This window comes from Pseudohongiella sp., assembly GCF_011050365.1.
Lineage (GTDB): Bacteria > Pseudomonadota > Gammaproteobacteria > Pseudomonadales > Pseudohongiellaceae > Pseudohongiella.
This window is the reverse complement of record NZ_DRFV01000015.1, coordinates 130,252-147,551: the sequence shown is the minus strand read 5'-3', so window position 1 is coordinate 147,551 and position 17,300 is coordinate 130,252. Positions and strand designations below refer to the sequence as shown.

General features: G+C 55.2%; 17 protein-coding genes. 10 read left to right on the top strand and 7 right to left on the bottom strand.

Annotation, left to right across the window (positions count from 1 at the left end):
• Positions 1-30 precede the first annotated feature (30 nt).
• Positions 31-804 (bottom strand): type I methionyl aminopeptidase, encoded by a 774-nt coding sequence (map, locus tag ENH71_RS12335; protein WP_294129805.1) that lies wholly within the window; start codon positions 802-804, stop codon positions 31-33.
• Between the two features lie 165 nt (positions 805-969).
• Between map and ENH71_RS12330 the strand changes: the two genes are divergently transcribed.
• The 7 genes from ENH71_RS12330 (at position 970) to ENH71_RS12300 (ending at position 7,634) form a co-directional block, all read left to right on the top strand.
• Positions 970-1,248, top strand: coding sequence for a hypothetical protein (locus ENH71_RS12330; RefSeq protein WP_317622328.1), 279 nt, complete (start codon positions 970-972; stop codon positions 1,246-1,248).
• A complete protein-coding gene (locus ENH71_RS12325; protein WP_294129807.1) occupies positions 1,241-3,217 on the top strand; it encodes a hypothetical protein in 1,977 nt (658 codons plus the stop codon). The genes ENH71_RS12330 and ENH71_RS12325 overlap by 8 nt, the downstream gene beginning before the upstream one ends.
• 78 nt (positions 3,218-3,295) lie before the next feature.
• Positions 3,296-3,769, top strand: a complete 474-nt coding sequence (locus tag ENH71_RS12320) for a VanZ family protein (protein ID WP_294129809.1) — start codon at positions 3,296-3,298, stop codon at positions 3,767-3,769.
• A gap of 16 nt (positions 3,770-3,785) precedes the next feature.
• On the top strand, positions 3,786-4,838 hold the full coding sequence (locus ENH71_RS12315) for an NAD-dependent epimerase (protein ID WP_294129811.1): 1,053 nt from the start codon (positions 3,786-3,788) through the stop codon (positions 4,836-4,838).
• 16 nt (positions 4,839-4,854) lie between these two features.
• Positions 4,855-5,472 carry a glutathione S-transferase family protein gene (locus tag ENH71_RS12310; RefSeq protein ID WP_294129812.1) on the top strand — a complete coding sequence of 206 codons (618 nt, stop codon included), beginning with the start codon at positions 4,855-4,857 and terminating at the stop codon, positions 5,470-5,472.
• Between the two features lies 1 nt (position 5,473).
• Positions 5,474-6,856, top strand: coding sequence for an ATP-dependent RNA helicase DbpA (gene dbpA / locus ENH71_RS12305; protein ID WP_294129814.1), 1,383 nt, complete (start codon positions 5,474-5,476; stop codon positions 6,854-6,856).
• A gap of 91 nt (positions 6,857-6,947) precedes the next feature.
• On the top strand, positions 6,948-7,634 hold the full coding sequence (locus tag ENH71_RS12300) for a tellurite resistance TerB family protein (RefSeq protein ID WP_294129815.1): 687 nt from the start codon (positions 6,948-6,950) through the stop codon (positions 7,632-7,634).
• A 14-nt stretch (positions 7,635-7,648) separates the two neighbouring features.
• Here ENH71_RS12300 and ENH71_RS12295 read toward each other — a convergent pair whose 3' ends face one another.
• On the bottom strand, positions 7,649-8,986 hold the full coding sequence (locus ENH71_RS12295) for a UDP-glucose dehydrogenase family protein (RefSeq protein WP_294129816.1): 1,338 nt from the start codon (positions 8,984-8,986) through the stop codon (positions 7,649-7,651).
• An 85-nt stretch (positions 8,987-9,071) separates the two neighbouring features.
• Entirely contained in the window at positions 9,072-10,202 is a 1,131-nt protein-coding gene (locus ENH71_RS12290) for a patatin-like phospholipase family protein (RefSeq protein WP_294129817.1), read from the bottom strand.
• A 103-nt stretch (positions 10,203-10,305) separates the two neighbouring features.
• Between ENH71_RS12290 and ENH71_RS12285 the strand changes: the two genes are divergently transcribed.
• Both ENH71_RS12285 and cysB read left to right on the top strand, forming a co-directional pair.
• The gene (locus tag ENH71_RS12285; RefSeq protein WP_294129818.1) at positions 10,306-11,262 is read left to right on the top strand and encodes a 5'-nucleotidase; all 957 of its coding nucleotides are present in this window, start codon (positions 10,306-10,308) and stop codon (positions 11,260-11,262) included.
• Positions 11,259-12,257: an HTH-type transcriptional regulator CysB gene (gene cysB / locus ENH71_RS12280; RefSeq protein WP_294129820.1), complete on the top strand. Its 999-nt coding sequence runs from the start codon at positions 11,259-11,261 to the stop codon at positions 12,255-12,257. The genes ENH71_RS12285 and cysB overlap by 4 nt, the downstream gene beginning before the upstream one ends.
• Here the strand turns inward: cysB and ENH71_RS12275 are convergent.
• A complete protein-coding gene (locus ENH71_RS12275; protein WP_294129822.1) occupies positions 12,247-12,969 on the bottom strand; it encodes a phosphoadenylyl-sulfate reductase in 723 nt (240 codons plus the stop codon). The genes cysB and ENH71_RS12275 overlap by 11 nt on opposite strands.
• 204 nt (positions 12,970-13,173) lie before the next feature.
• Between ENH71_RS12275 and thrH the strand changes: the two genes are divergently transcribed.
• On the top strand, positions 13,174-13,791 hold the full coding sequence (thrH, locus tag ENH71_RS12270) for a bifunctional phosphoserine phosphatase/homoserine phosphotransferase ThrH (RefSeq protein ID WP_294129824.1): 618 nt from the start codon (positions 13,174-13,176) through the stop codon (positions 13,789-13,791).
• On the opposite strand, the gene pabB is transcribed toward thrH, so the two are convergent.
• The 3 genes from pabB to ENH71_RS12255 all read right to left on the bottom strand — a co-directional run bounded on the left by pabB (position 13,792) and on the right by ENH71_RS12255 (position 17,252).
• Positions 13,792-15,237, bottom strand: a complete 1,446-nt coding sequence (pabB, locus tag ENH71_RS12265) for an aminodeoxychorismate synthase component I (RefSeq protein ID WP_294129826.1) — start codon at positions 15,235-15,237, stop codon at positions 13,792-13,794.
• Complete coding sequence (locus ENH71_RS12260; protein ID WP_294129827.1) at positions 15,237-15,920, bottom strand: hypothetical protein; 684 nt, start codon at positions 15,918-15,920, stop codon at positions 15,237-15,239. The genes pabB and ENH71_RS12260 overlap by 1 nt, the downstream gene beginning before the upstream one ends.
• Before the next feature lie 126 nt (positions 15,921-16,046).
• Positions 16,047-17,252 carry a cupin domain-containing protein gene (locus tag ENH71_RS12255; protein ID WP_294129828.1) on the bottom strand — a complete coding sequence of 402 codons (1,206 nt, stop codon included), beginning with the start codon at positions 17,250-17,252 and terminating at the stop codon, positions 16,047-16,049.
• Positions 17,253-17,300: the final 48 nt, after the last annotated feature.

Below are 17,300 nucleotides of genomic sequence, written 5' to 3'. Positions count from 1 at the left end.
GTCACGGGAACTGGGCTTCAGGTACAGGGATCAGAATGGCTCATCCGGGCGCCGGGTCAGCACCTCAACACCATTCTGGGTGACAACCAACGTGTGCTCCCATTGTGCTGACAATCTGCGATCACGGGTGGTCACAGTCCAGCCGTCAGCCTTGGACAGTTTGGTATGACGCTCACCCAGGTTGATCATGGGTTCTATGGTGAAAGTCATGCCTTCTTCAAGCTTGAGGCCGGTCCCGGGTTTGCCGTAGTGCAGTACCTGAGGGTCTTCATGAAACACCCGACCGATACCGTGACCGCAATATTCACGAACCACCGAGTAGTTATTGGCTTCGGCATGCGTCTGAATCACATGACCGATGTCGCCGAGCTGAACACCGGGCCGGACAATTTCCATGGCCTTGTACAAACACTCCTGGGTGACCCTGACCAGGCGTTTGGCGTGCGGTGCCACCTCGCCGACGAAAAACATTTTGCTGGTATCGCCATGATAGCCGTCTTTTATGACGGTAACGTCGATATTCAGAATATCACCGTTTTTCAGTATTTTGGCATCACTGGGGATACCGTGGCAGACAACCTGGTTCAGGGATGTACAAATTGATTTCGGGAACCCATTGTAATTCAACGGTGCCGGAATCGCTTGCTGCACATTGACGATATAGTCGTGGCAGATACGGTCCAGCTCGCCCGTGCTGATGCCGGCGCCGACATGGGGTCCGATCATTTCCAGCACGTCCGCCGCCAGGCGACCGGCAACACGCATTTTTTCTATCTCGTCCGGGGTTTTGAGACTGACAGGCATGAAGCTCTCTCTAGATAAAACAGATTAGTGGCGTATTGTAAGAGCTATGCAGGGCCAGAGCAAACCAGCGATGCCTTTTTACGCCAGTGCCTGCCGTGATGTTCGGCGTCAGAAATGTTAGCATCAGGCAATTCCAGCACAGGCGCTTCCCGACAGAAGCAAACGATGGAGAAAGATACAGGCAAAGCGTATGCAGTATTCTGCAGCGCCGGCTGTTTTGGTGGTTATCCACGTCGGCGCATGCTCAGCCGAATGATGTTAGCCCAGCAGACCGGGGATCACTCATACATTGAGCCGCACGAATCGACACAGCCACTGGACAAAACCGTGACCAGACGTCCCGCTTTGGAGACACAACGGGGGCTGATTTACTTTACCGGGGATGATCCGTGTATGATGCGCGATCTGCTTAAAAAACAGGAAGAACTGGATTTTTATGTCTGACACGCTTTTGACAGACCTGCTGCCACGCATGGATGAAGCATTGCAGGTGTTGACCGACACGCCGGCGATGAGCAAAACCCTGGAAATACGACGCGTTCTGGATACAGCGCGACATGTTCTTATGCAGCCCGGCGGCTGCGAAGCCCTGGAGCAACGCGCGCAGCAGATAGATGACAGCGGGGTGTTTCTGGGCACTGACTGGGCTGACCCCCAGATCCTGGTCGCGTCTCTGACACAGCATGCATTCCAGACCCGGGATCCGGACATTCTGGTGCTTGAGGCGATGAGTGAAATTCGCCTGCTGGCGGTGGCGCGCGGCGAGCATGAACACCCGACCATGACTTCTGTGCAAGCGCATCATTTCCTGACTCAGGTACTGGCGTTGAATCTTGAATTGATGTTTCAGGGTATCAACGAGGCACGGCGAACGGCTCAGGGGCAGGCCGCCGTGATCCCGGATTTTCTGCTGCGGCATCTCGCCGAGCGCATCGGCTACGAACATATTATCGACAGCCTGATCGAAGAAATCTGGCGAATGCTGAAGCAACGTCCCATTCAGGTAGATACCGTCAAACAGATGGTGACACAAATCGCTGTGTGTCAGGTGAATCCGGATATTGAGTTTCGCAGCAGCGGGCAGGGCGCCGATCGCCTGGTCAGTGCCCTGTTTGGTCCGACAGAAGCCAGCCGGGAGGACCCGGGGCTGGCCATTTATCTCGAACGTCTGGAGCGCATGGATCAGGGGGCACTGCAATCCGAAGCCACCGGTATGTCGCGGGCCATGCACGATACCGGATTGGTGTCGGCCTACCACGTCGTTCTGCTCAGGTACCTGTGTCTACAGGAAGAGTTTGCCCATCTGGTTCACGACGCCATGGGGCTGTCCAGCACCGGGCGGGAATGTCTGATGTGCTACCGCCCGCTGGTAATGGAGCTTATTGATAAGGCTATTCATGCCGAAACCACTCAGGCACTTTATGGCCTGACCCTGATGCTGGAACGCGGTATTCTTTATCAGTCGCCGGTGGCTCCGGCCTTGTGGCGACAACTGTCATTGACCCTGAACCCGGTCGCCCGGGAGCGCATGACGCTGGCCTACGGTGATGCGCAGCCTCCCAATGTGCGTCTGCTCGAAGGTGTGTTATGCATGCTGGGCCTGCCACTGGGTGTAGGGCAGGGCAACAACCCGACATGTCAGTCCGCCAGGGCGCTGTCGATGTGGGCATACAATGATCCCGACTACCTGCTGCAAATGGTGGTCTGGGCTGCGCGCGATGATGAAATCGTCATGCACTTCGAAGGTCAGCCGATCTCGTCGCGAGACAGCCAGGCCGGGCTTGCCTCCGGTCTGGTGCTGGACCTGGACCCTGTGTCGCTCCTGGTGGTACCGCACCTGGACCGGATTTACGCGGAAATGGGTCGCCGCTGCATAGGCCGTGATGAAGATCCGCACCGCTGGATCAACCCGGAATTTCATGGCTGGTGGACAGGCCGCGGTTTTCGCATTGCGGTTGATATCGCGACTGGTCATCTGGCGCAGCTGGACGATTTTCTGCGCTACTTTTACGCGTCGTATCATCCGTATTTTAATGACAACCAACCCGTCATTCATCCCCAACCTGCCGGTATCGCAGTCACTGATACCGCAGGGCGCTTTATCGGCTGGCATGCCATTACCATTCAGCGCGTTGGTCTCGATCCTGACCAGATGATGCGGGTGTATTTCTACAACCCCAACAATGACAGTGGTCAGGACTGGGGCCATGGCGTAGTGGTCAGCACGGCAGGCAATGGCGAGCGCTTTGGCGAAGCATCGTTGCCGTTTGAACAGTTTGCCTCACGCCTGTACATCTTCCACTACGACCCGCTGGAACCGGGTAACCCGCAGACAGTCGAGCAATCCCTGCTCGACGACATTACTGCCATGGTGCATCAGAGCTGGGCCGCCGCACGAATACCGGAAATCTGACATCACAGTGCAACTGACCTGGTGTATCATGGCAGCTTGCCATTGATCTCCGGCCAGCGAAGCAGACAAGGATATCCGGTGCAGAGTCAACACATCGAACACGGCACGGTCCGCTTTAAGCATGCTGCCTGGCTGGCGTTACTGCTGACCGCAATTGTGTTGCTCACTCCCGGTGCCGTGCTGGATGCTGTACAAGTCTTTATTGAGCCGACCCTGAATGCACTGCGTCACTGGAAGAATAGCTGGTGGCCATGGCCGGTACCGGATGCAACGGGCGGCGGTCTCGCCGTCGACAAAATTATCCATGCGTTGCTGTTTGCAGTGTGCGGCGTACTCGCCGCCAGGTCGTGGCGCAATACTTTAAGCCTGGCCTCTATTGCGTTGTTATTAGTACTATTTGGCGCCCTGACAGAAATTGCGCAGACTGCCATTCCCGGCCGGGGCATGAGCCTGGGTGATTTAGTCGCTGATATGGTTGGTGTTTTGGCAGGCATTGGAATATGGCAATGGATTGGCCCCACACGCCAGAGAACCGGGCGCGGAATATCTTGACTCTTCGAGGACTGACATGAAAATTCTCATCACAGGGACTGCGGGATTCATCGGTTCCCACCTGGCACAAAGACTGTTGGCCAGGGGCGACGAAATAGTCGGCCTGGACAGCATTAACGACTACTACGACCCACGCGTCAAATTCGGCCGTCTGCAACGTGCAGGCATCACGGAAGCCGACATCCCGTTCAACACCATGCTGCAATCGAAAACACTGTCAGGATATCGCTTTGTTCGCATGCAACTTGAAGACAGCGCGGCGCTAAACGCCCTGTTCAAGGCAGAGCGGTTCGACGCTGTGTGCAACCTGGCGGCGCAAGCCGGTGTGCGCTACTCACTGGAAAATCCGCGTGCCTATGTTGATGCCAATATCGTCGGCTTTCTTAATATTCTGGAAGCATGTCGGCACCATGATGTGAGCAACCTTTGTTATGCCTCCAGTTCATCGGTGTATGGTCTCAATTCGAGTCTGCCGTTTTCCACGCACGACAATGTGGATCATCCGATCAGCCTGTATGCCGCCAGCAAGAAGTCCAACGAATTGATGGCGCATACCTATTCACATTTGTTTGGTATCCGTACCACAGGCCTGCGCTTCTTTACCGTTTACGGGCCATGGGGACGTCCGGACATGGCGCTTTTTCTGTTCACCAAAGCGGCTCTGGCAGGAGAGCCTATCCAGGTGTTCAACAATGGCAACATGCTGCGTGATTTCACTTACATCGATGATATTGTCGAGGGGCTGGTGCGCGTCATTGACAACCCGGCGAGTGCCAACAGCAACTGGGACTCCGCACAACCGGATCCCGGCTCTTCGTCCGCCCCATTCAAGATCTATAATATTGGCAACAATAACCCGGTAAAACTGATGGATTTCATCGAAGCCATTGAAACCGCCATTGGCAAACCCATCGAAAAAATCATGATGCCGCTTCAGGCCGGTGATGTGCCGGCAACCTTTGCCAATGTCGACGATCTGGTTGAGGACATGGACTACAAACCGGCCACACCGGTACAGCAGGGTATCGACAATTTTGTCACCTGGTACCGCGAATTCTTTAAAATCTGACCTCAGGGAGACCACCATGATTACACTGCATCACCTGCGCATCGGGCGCTCGATTTTTACCGTCTGGCTACTCGAAGAACTGGGCGTTGACTACGAGCTGAAGGTGTATCACCGCAACCCTGAAACCATGCGCGCACCGGATGACCTGAAACAGGTGCACCCGCTGGGGAAATCTCCGGTGATCGACGATGACGGCTTGATAGTCTCCGAAACAGGCGCGATCACATCCTACCTGCTGGAGAAATTTGATCAGGATCACAAATTTTCCCCGCCACGCTCGGATCTGGAACAATGGGCCACGTTTACACGCTGGCTGCATTACCCGGAAGGGTCGGTTTTCACACCTTTGCTGATGCGTATGTTATTGCTGCGCAGCGGCCAGCCACACGAGTTTCTGCAGGGCTTCAGTGACAAAGAGATTGCCTTGCACATGAATCACATCGCTGAGCAACTGGCAGGCAATGAATTCATTTTAGGTGATTCTTTCAGTGCCGCTGATATCGGTATCAGCTATATGATATCGATGGCCAAGCGCCTCGGAGTATCTGCAGACTACCCAACGCTGGAAGCCTATCTTGCACGTAACCAGAGTCGACCCGCATGGATTTCTGCGATCGAGCGGGCGGTTGAGTAAGATGTCCACAACTGACTTTGCCTCACTTCGTCTCAAGCCTGAGCTGTTTTCCAATCTTGAGTCACTGGGCTACGAGCGCATGACACCGATCCAGACCCTGAGTTTGCCGCCAGTGCTTGCCGGCCAGGATGTCATCGGGCAGGGCAAAACCGGCTCAGGCAAGACGGCTGCGTTCGGCCTGGGGCTGTTGCAGAAGCTGGACGTGAAACGTTTTCGCATTCAGACACTGGTGTTGTGCCCGACACGCGAACTGGCGGATCAGGTAGCCGTCGAAATACGCAAACTCGGTCGGGCCATGCACAACGTCAAGGTATTGACCTTATGCGGTGGTGCTGCGATTGGTCCTCAGATTGGTTCTCTGGAGCACGGCGCCCATATTATTGTCGGCACACCGGGCCGTATCGAGGATCATCTGCGCAAGGGCACTCTCAAGCTCGACGATGTGGACACACTGATCCTTGACGAAGCCGATCGCATGCTGGAGATGGGATTTCAGGATTCTCTGGAGGCCATCGTTGCCCATATTCCGGCTTCCAGACAGACCCTGTTGTTCAGCGCCACCTTCGCTGAGGACATGCAGCGTATCGCCAGGCGCATGATGCGGGACCCGGTGATGGTTGAAGTTGAAGCAAGTGAAGAGGTGTCGAGCATCGACCAGCGCTTTTATAAAGTGGGAGCTGATGTCGATCGACTGACTGCGCTGAAGCTGCTATTACAGGAAATCCGACCGGAATCCGCATTGGTGTTTTGTACCACCAAGCGTGATGTCGATGATGTCTGCCAGCAGCTTCAGCGCAGCAATTTCAGCGCCATGGCCTTGCACGGAGACATGGAGCAGCGTGACCGGGACCGGACCCTGATTCTGTTCAGCAACAACAGCATTTCTGTTCTGGTGGCGACCGATGTCGCTGCGCGTGGGCTGGATATCGACGCTCTGGACCTGGTCGTCAACTATCACCCTGCCCGCGACACTGACACCCACATCCACCGCATTGGTCGCACTGGCCGGGCCGGCAGCCAGGGTCTGGCCTGCACACTGTTCGATGAATCCGATGCACATAAAATTGCGCGTCTGGCGCTGCCGGGCGATCCGGTAAAGCATCCGCGGCCCTTGCCCAAACTGACTCTGCTGGATCAGAAAACCCCTTACCCGGCCATGCAAACCTTGCAAATAGACGGCGGCAAAAAACAAAAACTGCGGCCTGGCGATATCGTGGGGGCACTGACCAACGGCGGCGAGGTCAGTTTTGAGCAAATTGGTAAAATCAACGTAACAGACAACAGTGCCTATGTAGCTGTTCACCAGAATATTGCCAAAGTAGCACAGCACAAGCTGAGTGAAGGCAAATTGAAAGGTCGCTCTTTCCGCGTTCGCAAGCTTTGATCATCGTTTCGCTCAGGTGCGACAAATGCTTGGTGGGTGCCGGTTGTTTCGTTACAATCGAGGACTGAAACCACTACGAGCAGAGGTCACGATGATAGATCCGAACAGGTTCCTGGAGCAGTTCATGGGCGGCAATAGCGGCGCTGGGCAAGGAGCTCAAAAACCAGCCTCCAGCGGCGGGGGCTTTGCCAAAGGCGCAGTGGCAGGGGGTGTACTGGGTCTACTGGTTGGCAACAAGAAAGTCAGAAAGATGGGCGGCGGCATGCTGGCCTACGGTGGCGCCGCGGCAGCCGGTGCGATGGCGTTCAAGGCCTACCAGAACTGGCAGCAGGGCAAACAGGTAACAACAGCGCCGGTTGCCACTGAAAACGACATGCAACACGTCGATTCACGCTTTCTGCCACAACAGACACCGCGAACGGCAAGCGGCGGCAGTTTTTCATTGACGTTGATCATGGCGATGATTTCCGCCGCCAAGGCTGATGGCCACATTGACGCCAAGGAACAGACGCATATCTTTGAGCAAGTCGAAAAAATGTCGCTGGATGCGGAGAGCAAAGGCTTTGTTTTTGATGCACTCCGCCAGCCCGCTGACATGGCGCAACTTGCCAGTGGCGTTCAGGGTATCGAACAGGCGGCCGAGGTGTACCTGGTGTCGAGATCCGTACTGGATGTTGACCATCCGGCAGAACGGGCCTATCTGCAGGCCCTGGCTCATCGACTGGACCTGCCAGCAGACCTGGTCGCCCATCTGGACCATCAGGTTACTGGCGAGTAGTCAGTCGTCATCCGTTATCGGTGCAACGAGGCGCCGCGGCCGATGGCATAATAAGTCAGACCGGCGTCACTGACGGTTGTCGGGTCGTACACATTGCGACCGTCGAATATCACTTTGTCAGTCAGGGTTTCCGCCAGCCATTCAAAATTGGCTGCGCGGAAATGTTGCCACTCCGTACATACAATCAACGCATCCGCGCCCACCAGGGCTGCGTCACGGGTGCCTGCCAGGCGCAGATCACTGCGCTGCCCATAGAGGCGCTCAACCTCCTGCATGGCCTCCGGATCATAAGCCTGAATGTTCGCCCCGGCCTGCCACAAAGCTTCCATAATGACCCGACTGGGAGCCTCACGCATATCATCGGTTTTGGGCTTGAATGACAGTCCCCAGATAGCGAAAGTCTTGCCTTTGACGCCCCCCGGGTAATGCTGCCCGATCAGGTCCACCAGGCGCTGTTTCTGCCGGTTGTTAACCGCTTCAACCGCCTGCAGAATGTTCATTTGCATGCCGTGCTCGCGGCCAGTGCGTTCCAGCGCCTGAACATCCTTGGGAAAGCAGGAACCACCGTAACCGATCCCCGGGTAAATGAATTGATACCCGATGCGAGGGTCGGAGCCGATGCCGTGACGAACCTGTTCGATATCAGCACCCAGCAACTCGGCCAGATTGGCAATCTCATTCATGAAGCTGATCTTGGTGGCGAGCATCGCATTGGCCGCATACTTGGTCAGCTCGGCAGCCCGAATATCCATAACAATCATGCGATCCGAATTGCGGTTAAACGGGGCGTACAGCTCTGTCATTTGTTTGCGCACCCGGGCCGAATCCGTGCCGACAATTATCCGGTCCGGTTTCATGAAGTCGTTTATGGCAGCGCCTTCCTTGAGAAACTCCGGATTGGAGGCAACGTCTACCTGTAACGCCGAGCCTCGCGCATCCAGTTGCGCCTGCGCAGCTTCACGCACTTTCCCGGAAGTACCGACCGGCACCGTAGACTTGGTTATGATTGTTTTTGACCCGCTCATCAAGCGCCCGACCTCGGAGGCCACGGCCAACACATACTTGAGATCGGCGGACCCATCGTCATCGGGAGGTGTGCCCACAGCGATGAATATCAGGTCGGCAAAATTAACGGCCTCCGCTGCATCTGAGGTGAAAAGCAGGTTGCCCAGCTTGCTATTCTCCATGACCAGCGTCTCCAGACCTGGTTCATAGATGGGGATAACACCCTGGCGCAGTTTTGCAATTTTGTCTGCATCGACATCCATGCACATCACCTGATGCCCCGAATCTGCCAGACAGGTTCCTGAAACCAGTCCGACGTAACCCGTTCCGAAAATCGTGACCTTCATATTTCCCCTAATCCATGAACAAATGTGATGACGCAAGTCTAGTGCAACAACAATGTCACTGTCATGACATAATCAGCAAAACCACTCACTCGTGGAAAAATGCTCTGATCTGTTCACGCTTGGCCATGGCATCGGCAATACCCAGATCCATGAGCTCCTGACAATAGTCTTTTTCGAACATCAGCAGACTGGCAATCGAGCTGGCATTGGTGTCGCGTATGAACAATCGAATGGAGCGCGGCAGCGAGCTGTAGTGATCTTCCGCAATTCGGTTCAGATCCAGACTCGGTGTGATATCCAGCAGTTCTATCGGGCGTACATCAAGCTGCGCAGAGGGCTGACATTTGGGGATCATGGCGTTGTAGCGACGCAGCACAGCCATATCACTTTCCAGCGTATCCACAAACGCACTGTTCAGAACATGCCCGATAATTTGCGACAGGGAAGGGTGGGTCACCTGATCGCCTTTGGCCGGACGACGTGTGCCGCTGCCACTGACGCCAATAGCGAGGATTTTTTGCGCCCCCATGTGGATCGCCGGACTCAGCGGCGCAAGCTGCCGGATGGCACCGTCACCAAAAAACTCGCGATTGATACGCACGGCAGGAAACAGGGTGGGGATGGCGGTTGAAGCCAACAGGTGCTTGTGTCGCAAATCCGTGCGTATGCCCAGTCGGTGCGGGCGATGCCAGTTGGGGATATCCCGCGTGCTCTGGAAAAATGAAACGGACTCACCACTGGTGTAACCGGAGGCGGTAACGACCAGACTTTCAAGGTGGCCGGCAGCCATATTGCTGTTGATGCGCTCCAGACGCAATACAGCATGCAGCAATGACTCCAACGGCGAGTTGTCCAGCAATGATGCCGGTGTGCGCCGCCGGCGATTGGCCAGAACCGAAAAAACCCAGTTGGAAGCGCTACTGATTAAACCAACAGAATCAAGTTTGTAAACCTGATCACTGCGCATATTGCCCCACACGTACTCCAGCATCCGGATGCCGGTGCGGAACTTGTGCGCCTGCGTGGCGAGGCCAATGGCGTTCAGCGCACCTGCCGATGTACCTGAAATGATGCCAAACGGGTTCGGTGCATCCTTGCCCAGCACGGTTGCGATTCCACGCAGTGCACCCACCTGATAGGCAGCCCGGGCACCTCCGCCGGAGAGCACCAGGGCTTTCTGAGACTGACCTGTGTCGATCGCGTGTGGCGATTGCATGCTGTTGTTTTCCCTGATTAGCGAGCTTTGCCTGAGCGGCAATTCCAGCGTAGAATTCTACCTCGCCAGCGCTCAATTGCCAGCGCCAACAAGGATATGCTGCATGTCTGACAAGAAAGATATTGAGAAACTGGTCATTGCGATATCCTCCCGCGCCCTGTTTGATCTCGATGACAGCCATCGGGTTTATGAAGAGCAGGGCCTGGAAGCCTACCAACAGTATCAGATAGCCCACGAAAGCGAACCCCTGCAACCTGGCGGGGCGTTCAGTCTGGTAAAGAAGCTGTTGCATCTTAACAGGCAGCTGAACACCCAGCGCGTGGAAGTCATTCTGTTGTCCAGAAACAGTGCTGATACCGGCCTGCGTATCTTCAACTCCATCGAGCATTACGGCCTTGCCATCACCCGTGCCGCATTCTCTGGCGGGACCAGCCCCTACCGCTATATCTCGGCCTTTAACAGTCACCTTTTCCTGTCCATGGACGGTGCTGACGTGCGTCATGCACTGGAGCAGGGCGTCGCGGCAGCAACGATTCTGCCATCTGCGACGACGATGGCCAGTGATGACACACTCAAATTTGCCTTTGATGGTGATGCCGTCCTGTTCTCGGACGAAGCCGAGCGCATCTACAAAAGCGAAGGCCTGGAAGCATTTGCCCGCAGTGAAAAACAGTCAGCAAATCAACCATTGTCGGGAGGACCATTCAAGCCCTTTCTGGCCGCCCTGCAACAACTGCAAATGGAGTTTGCGCCCGGTGAATCACCTATAAGAACCTGTCTGGTGACGGCGCGTTCGGCGCCGGCACATGAACGGGTAGTACGGACGCTCAGGGCCTGGAACATCCGTATCGATGAATCTCTGTTCCTGGGCGGCATGGACAAAGGGGTTTTCCTCAAGGCATTTGACGCTGATGTCTTCTTTGATGACCAGGAAGGGCATTGCGACTCGGCACGACATCATGTAGCCACCGGTCACGTCCCTCACGGCGTGGCCAATGAAACACCCGGGCCTGACGCCGGTCACGATGCAAAAACCGGCAATAACCAGGGGAAGGCATGAAGCTTCAACAATTGCGCTATATCTGGGAAGTGTCCCGCCATGGCTTCAGTGTCTCGACCGCAGCACAACGTTTGCATACGTCACAGTCCGGCATGAGCAAACAGATACTGGCACTGGAGGAAGAGCTGGGGCTAAAGATATTTCTGCGCAACGGTAAACATCTGGTGGGGATGACCGAAGCAGGTCAGGCAATTATGAAGACGGCGGGAGAAGTGCTGCAACGCACCGACAATATTCGCCGCATGGCAGCCGAATTTTGTGATGACAGCTCAGGCAGCCTGGTCATCGCCACCACCCATACGCAGAGTCGCTATGTGCTACCACCGGTGATTTCGGCGTTCATCAAGAAGTACCCCGATGTATCTCTGCAGTTGCATCAGGGAACACCCCATCAAATTGCCGAAATGGCGGCCAAGGGCGCAGCAGACTTTGCCATTGCCACCGAAGCCATGGAAAATTTCAGTGACCTGATGATGATGCCGTGTTATCGCTGGAACCGCGCAGTGCTGGTCCCGCGCGGACATCCTCTGGCGACCCTTGAACGTTTGACACTTGCCGATGTCGCCGCGTATCCATTGGTCACTTATGTGATCGGTTTTACCGGCCGCTCGCGACTGGACGATGCGTTTGCTGCCCAGGGTCTCGACCCCCGGGTTGTCTTCACGGCGGTCGATGCAGATGTCATTAAAACCTATGTTCGCCTCGGCCTGGGTGTTGGCATTATTGCCAATATGGCCTATGACGCGCACAGGGACAGTGACCTGATAGCACTCAATGCCAGTGACCTGTTTGATTACAGCGTGACTCGCATCGGATTCAGGCGCGGCACCCTGTTGCGCGCCTACATGATCGACTTCATGCGCATGTTTGCCGGCAATGAGACCGGGCCGGGCGTGGAAGAGGTGATTCAATGTCAGAGTCAGTCAGATATCGACAGGCTGTTTGCCAATACAGTATTGCCGGAACTCAACAGTATGCCTGACATTACTCAATAATATTGATCTTGTGCAATCCGCACTCTTTTGCTGTTGCTTCCTCCCACCACCACCGGCCTTCGCGTTCATGCTGATTGGGACCAATGGGTTTGGTGCAGGGTTCACAGCCGATGCTGACGTAGCCCTGGTCATGAAGAGGGTTGTAGGGCAGATCAAACATGCGGATATAATCCCAGACGTCTTTTGAGCGCCAGTTGGCAAAAGGGTTAAACTTCAGCAAGGTTTTACCTGGCGCGGCAAATGTCGAGTCCACCTGGGCCAGCGCCACATCCGTGCGGGTCGGACTCTGATCCTTGCGTTGACCGGTAATCCAGGCATCAACAGTTGCCAATTGCCGGCGCAACGGCTCGGTTTTACGAATCGAGCAACACTCCTCGTGGCCATCCTGATAGAAACTGAATAAACCCTTGCGCCCGGTTAGCGCCTGAATCGCCGCGGTATCCGGGTAGAGAAAATCCAGATCGAGGCCGTAATCCTGTCGAACCCTGTCAATAAACTGATAGGTTTGAGCGTGCAGGCGCCCGGTATCGAGCGTGAATACCTTGATATTCTTTTTCAGTTTCCAGGCCATCACTACCAGCGCGACATCTTCGGCACCACTGAACGACACTACAACATTGGGGATATCCGCCAGCACCTGCTGCAGAATCTCTTTGGGCTCCATGCGGTTGAATTGTTCATTTATTTCAACGATATTTTGCGCGCTAATCATGCTCTACCTTCGATTCATTGTGGTTCATGGTGCCGGACTCAGGCGGTATTGTAGGGTGCAATAAGGTTGCTTGCACGTTTTTGTCAGGCAACTGCCTTCAGGGTGCTGGTATGTCTGGCGGCGTAACTATAAAATTGCCGCCTTGCGATGACAACGCCGTTGTCTGACAACTGAACTGACATGAACTGACGAGAGGTATTTTGCGTGGAGATCGCCTGTCTTGATCTTGAGGGTGTGTTGATTCCGGAAATCTGGATTGATTTCGCGGAGCGCACAGGTATTGATGAACTGCGGGCTACCACGCGTGATATCCCGGACTATGATGTATTGATGCAGCAACGCTTACGAATTCTGCGCGAGCACAAACTGGGCTTGCCGGATATTCAGGAGGTAATCGCTGGCATGGCGCCGATGCCCGGAGCCCGCGAATTTGTGGACTGGTTACGTGAGCGATTCCAGGTTGTAATATTGTCCGATACCTACTACGAATTTGCCCAGCCCCTGATGCGCCAACTGGGTTTCCCAACGCTGTTCTGCCATCGCCTGGAGTCTGACGAAAGCGGCATGATTGTGAACTACCACCTGCGCCAGAAAGACCCCAAGCGCGAGTCAGTGAAAGCTTTTCACAGTCTTAAATACCGTGTTATCGCGGCCGGAGACTCCTACAACGATACCACCATGTTGTCTGAGGCAGAGGCCGGCATTTTGTTCCGGGCACCGGACAATGTGATCCGGGAATTTCCCCAGTTTCCGGCGGTACATGAATACGAGGAGCTGAAACAGGAGTTTCTCAAGGCCAGCGTACGGACTTTAAGTTTGTAATTACGGGCGCGCGGATACCAGATCCATCAGAGTAGACACCTTGTCATGGGCCTCCTGGTATTCGCGCGACACCTCCGAATCAGCCACAATGCCACCCCCGCCCCAGCAAAATATATGACCTTGCCGGCATAACAACGTCCGTATGCAGATATTGCTGTCCATTTTGCCGCGATAGTCGCAATAGGCGACACTGCCGCAGTAGACGGCACGCGGCAGCGGCTCAAGTTCGGCAATGATCTGCATGGCTCTGATTTTCGGCGCCCCGGTGATAGAGCCACCTGGAAAACAGCGCTTCAGCAATGCCAATGGACTGACATGTAAAGGCAATGTACCGGTGATAGTGCTGATCAGGTGATGCACCTGACTGAAGCTGTGCAATTTGAATAATTCCCGGGTTTGCACGGAACCGGTTTCACAGACAGTGCCCAGATCATTGCGCAACAGATCAACAATCATCAGATTTTCGGCCCGGTCTTTTTCACTGGCCAGCAGCTCGTCACTGAGTTGTCTGTCGATGACCGGGTCTGGTGAGCGTTTGCGCGTACCCTTGATAGGCTGGGTGGTGACCTGACGATCCTGAACGGACACAAAGCGTTCGGGAGATAAACTGAGGATTTGCGTATCACCGGTATTCATAAAGGCGGAAAACGGACTGTGGCTGTGTTGCCGCAGGGTCAGATAGGCTTGCAAAGGGTCGCCACTGAAAGCCCCGACGAAAGGAATTGCAAGATTGGCCTGGTAGCAGTCACCGGCGACGATGTAGGATTTCAGCCGGTCGAAAGCAGCTTCGTATTGAGAGCGGGACAGTTGCGCCTGAAATGATCTGTGCAGATCGAAATCACTGCTCCTTGCTGCGGCGTCTGACTCGGCGTCTGTGCAATGCAGGAGCGGGGGGACAACGTCCTGCAGCACTTGCTGACGAATCACGTCAGGGCACTCAGGCAGTATAAACAATGATGTTGTCATGCTTTGATGATCGACAACAATCGCCCATTGATAGAGACCGCACACGGCAACAGGCACCTGCATCAGGATATCGTGCAGCGCGCCGGAATCATGTTGCGTTGCCTGCGGTGACGCTGCGTCATAACCGAAACAGGCAATGACACCACCACAAAAGGGCAGCTGTGAAAGCTGCGCCATCGTTTTGCTGTCAGGTCGGTCCTGTTGCAACAGCGACTCTGCTTCGGCAAAGATGCACGAAGACGCTGGCATGACCTGCCATGACCTTTGCCCGTCCTGACGCTGCTCCAGAACCGGGCGCCGGGACGTTGCGCGCATACGCAACTGGCGCGAAGGCAAGCCAGTCAGAATGTCGTAGCGGCCTGTTTGCTGATTGCCCAGGCCGCTATCCAGGCAAACGGCATCGGGCAGGGCACCGATACGCCTGATCAGATCATTGCTATCGCGTTGATACGGCAAAGACTGCAACAGGAGTTCTGCCATCAAGGGACTCTATCGACACGCACGGCCACGTCAGCGTTGATGGGAGACGTCGCATCATCGGCCGCGGCACTGACATCTGTGCCATTCTCCACAGTATTGTCGGTGCCATCTAACGTTTCGGGTACCGGCACAGGGATGCGCTGCCAGACGCCCAGCGGCACACGCATGATGTGGCTTCCCGTCAGCCCCGGGACGTTGTCCAGAATCACGTTCACGGAAGCCAGATTCCCGGCAGCGTCACCAGGCAGGATTTCTGCGGCAATAGTGATGCGCGCCGGGTTACTGACCTCCGAGTCATCCGTGCCATCGGTGCCTGCGATAAAAACCAGCTGTTGACCTTCAATAGCCTGGCTTTGCTGTTGCCCCTCGCGGACGCTGGCGTTGGCGTCATTGCCATCGGTGCCAGTCAGTTCAGATGAATACGCAAAATCAACGCCTATGACCAGGCGCCGGGGCAGCACATCGGTGTCGGCAATGATGTCCTGTATCTGCAGCAGATTTGATGCAGTTGTCGCGATAATCAGTTTGTCATCCATTTGCCCGATGCTGCCGCGGGGGTCGAGCACGGGTCGCACACTCTCACGAATTTGGCCGGGGTCACGGTGCATGATCTGAATGATGTCGATGACGGCCCGTTCCCCGGTGCCTTCCTGAGCCACAGAGGCGACTGCGGTCGATAACATAATGGCGCCAACTACCGGCGTTATGAGTCTCAGGGCAAGTGTGCGCAAAAAGCAGGTCATAAAAAGCCTATGTTGAATGTTGTCAGGAGTCCCGGAAAACCATAATGCTGTCGTTGAAACCACCCGTCAGCCAATAATCAGTGAGCCACGATTGTACAAGGTCAGCAATAACTGTGCTGCCTCTTCATCGGCATTACAGGCCGCCACCACGTCAGGGTCCAGCGCTTCAGTATAACCGGGCGCGCTCAGTGCCTGCAGCAAGGTGAGCAGACGCCAGTTACAGTGATAACACTCACCGTCGACAAACAGCTCGGCATGCGAGCTATCCAGCGCATAGGCATAACGGGAGCCCGGCACCTTGAATACTTCCGCACCAGCGTCGAGCGCTGCGCGCAATGAAATTATATCGCTAATGTCGGCATGGTTATGGTCATGACCATCCTCATGCTCACAGCAGGAAGGTGCATCCTCCGTGGCGTATTTTGGCGTTGTCATGGTTTTGCCAAACCACTGCCGCATCAGCTCTGGCCGGTCAATCATGCCCATAACCAGCTCGCGCAGGTGCCGGACAACTTCCGGAGATATTTCACCCGGGTGCAAAGGTATGCCTGGTTTAACATCAACAAAGCGTTGATCTTCTGTCAGATCATCGAGTATTTCGTCTGCCAGTCCACTGGCAATGTCGGCATGCGACGGCGCACGAAACCCCACGGAATAGGTCATGCTGTTGCCAATTGCCACGCCGTAGTGTGACACACCCGGCGGCAGGTAGAGAATGTCGCCGGGGTTTACAATCCATTCCTGTTCCGCCTGAAAATCCTGCAGCAGGCGCAATCCACTTTCATCACGGCGTGGCGTCATGCTGTTGCACATGGCACCCGTTTGCCAGCGTTTCTGACCCATGCCCTGAATCAGAAACACGTCATAGTAATCAAAGTGAGGCCCGACATTGCCACCGTCGGTGGCATAACTGACCATCACATCATCGATACGCCAGGACGGAATGAAATCAAAATCCGCCAACAGGGCGCTGACCTCATCCGTCCAGTGATCAACTGCCTGCACCAGCAGGCTGTAATGCGTCTGCGGCAGGGACTCAAATTCGGCTTCGGTGAACGGACCGGTGCGCAACTGCCACGAGTCCTGCGCAGAATTGACCTGGATCAGTCGCGATTCCACTTCCTGTTCACATGCCAGGCCAGCAAGTTCTTCCGGCGTTATGGGATCAACAAAAGGCAGCTCTCCGGCCCGAATCAGCAATGGTTTCTTTTGCCAGTAATCACGCAAAAACAGCTGCCGGTCAAATTCGGCAGGCAATACAGATTCAATCACGAACGTTCCTCGTTAAAACTCCGGGCTGTCGGTAACGTTGGCCCGGTG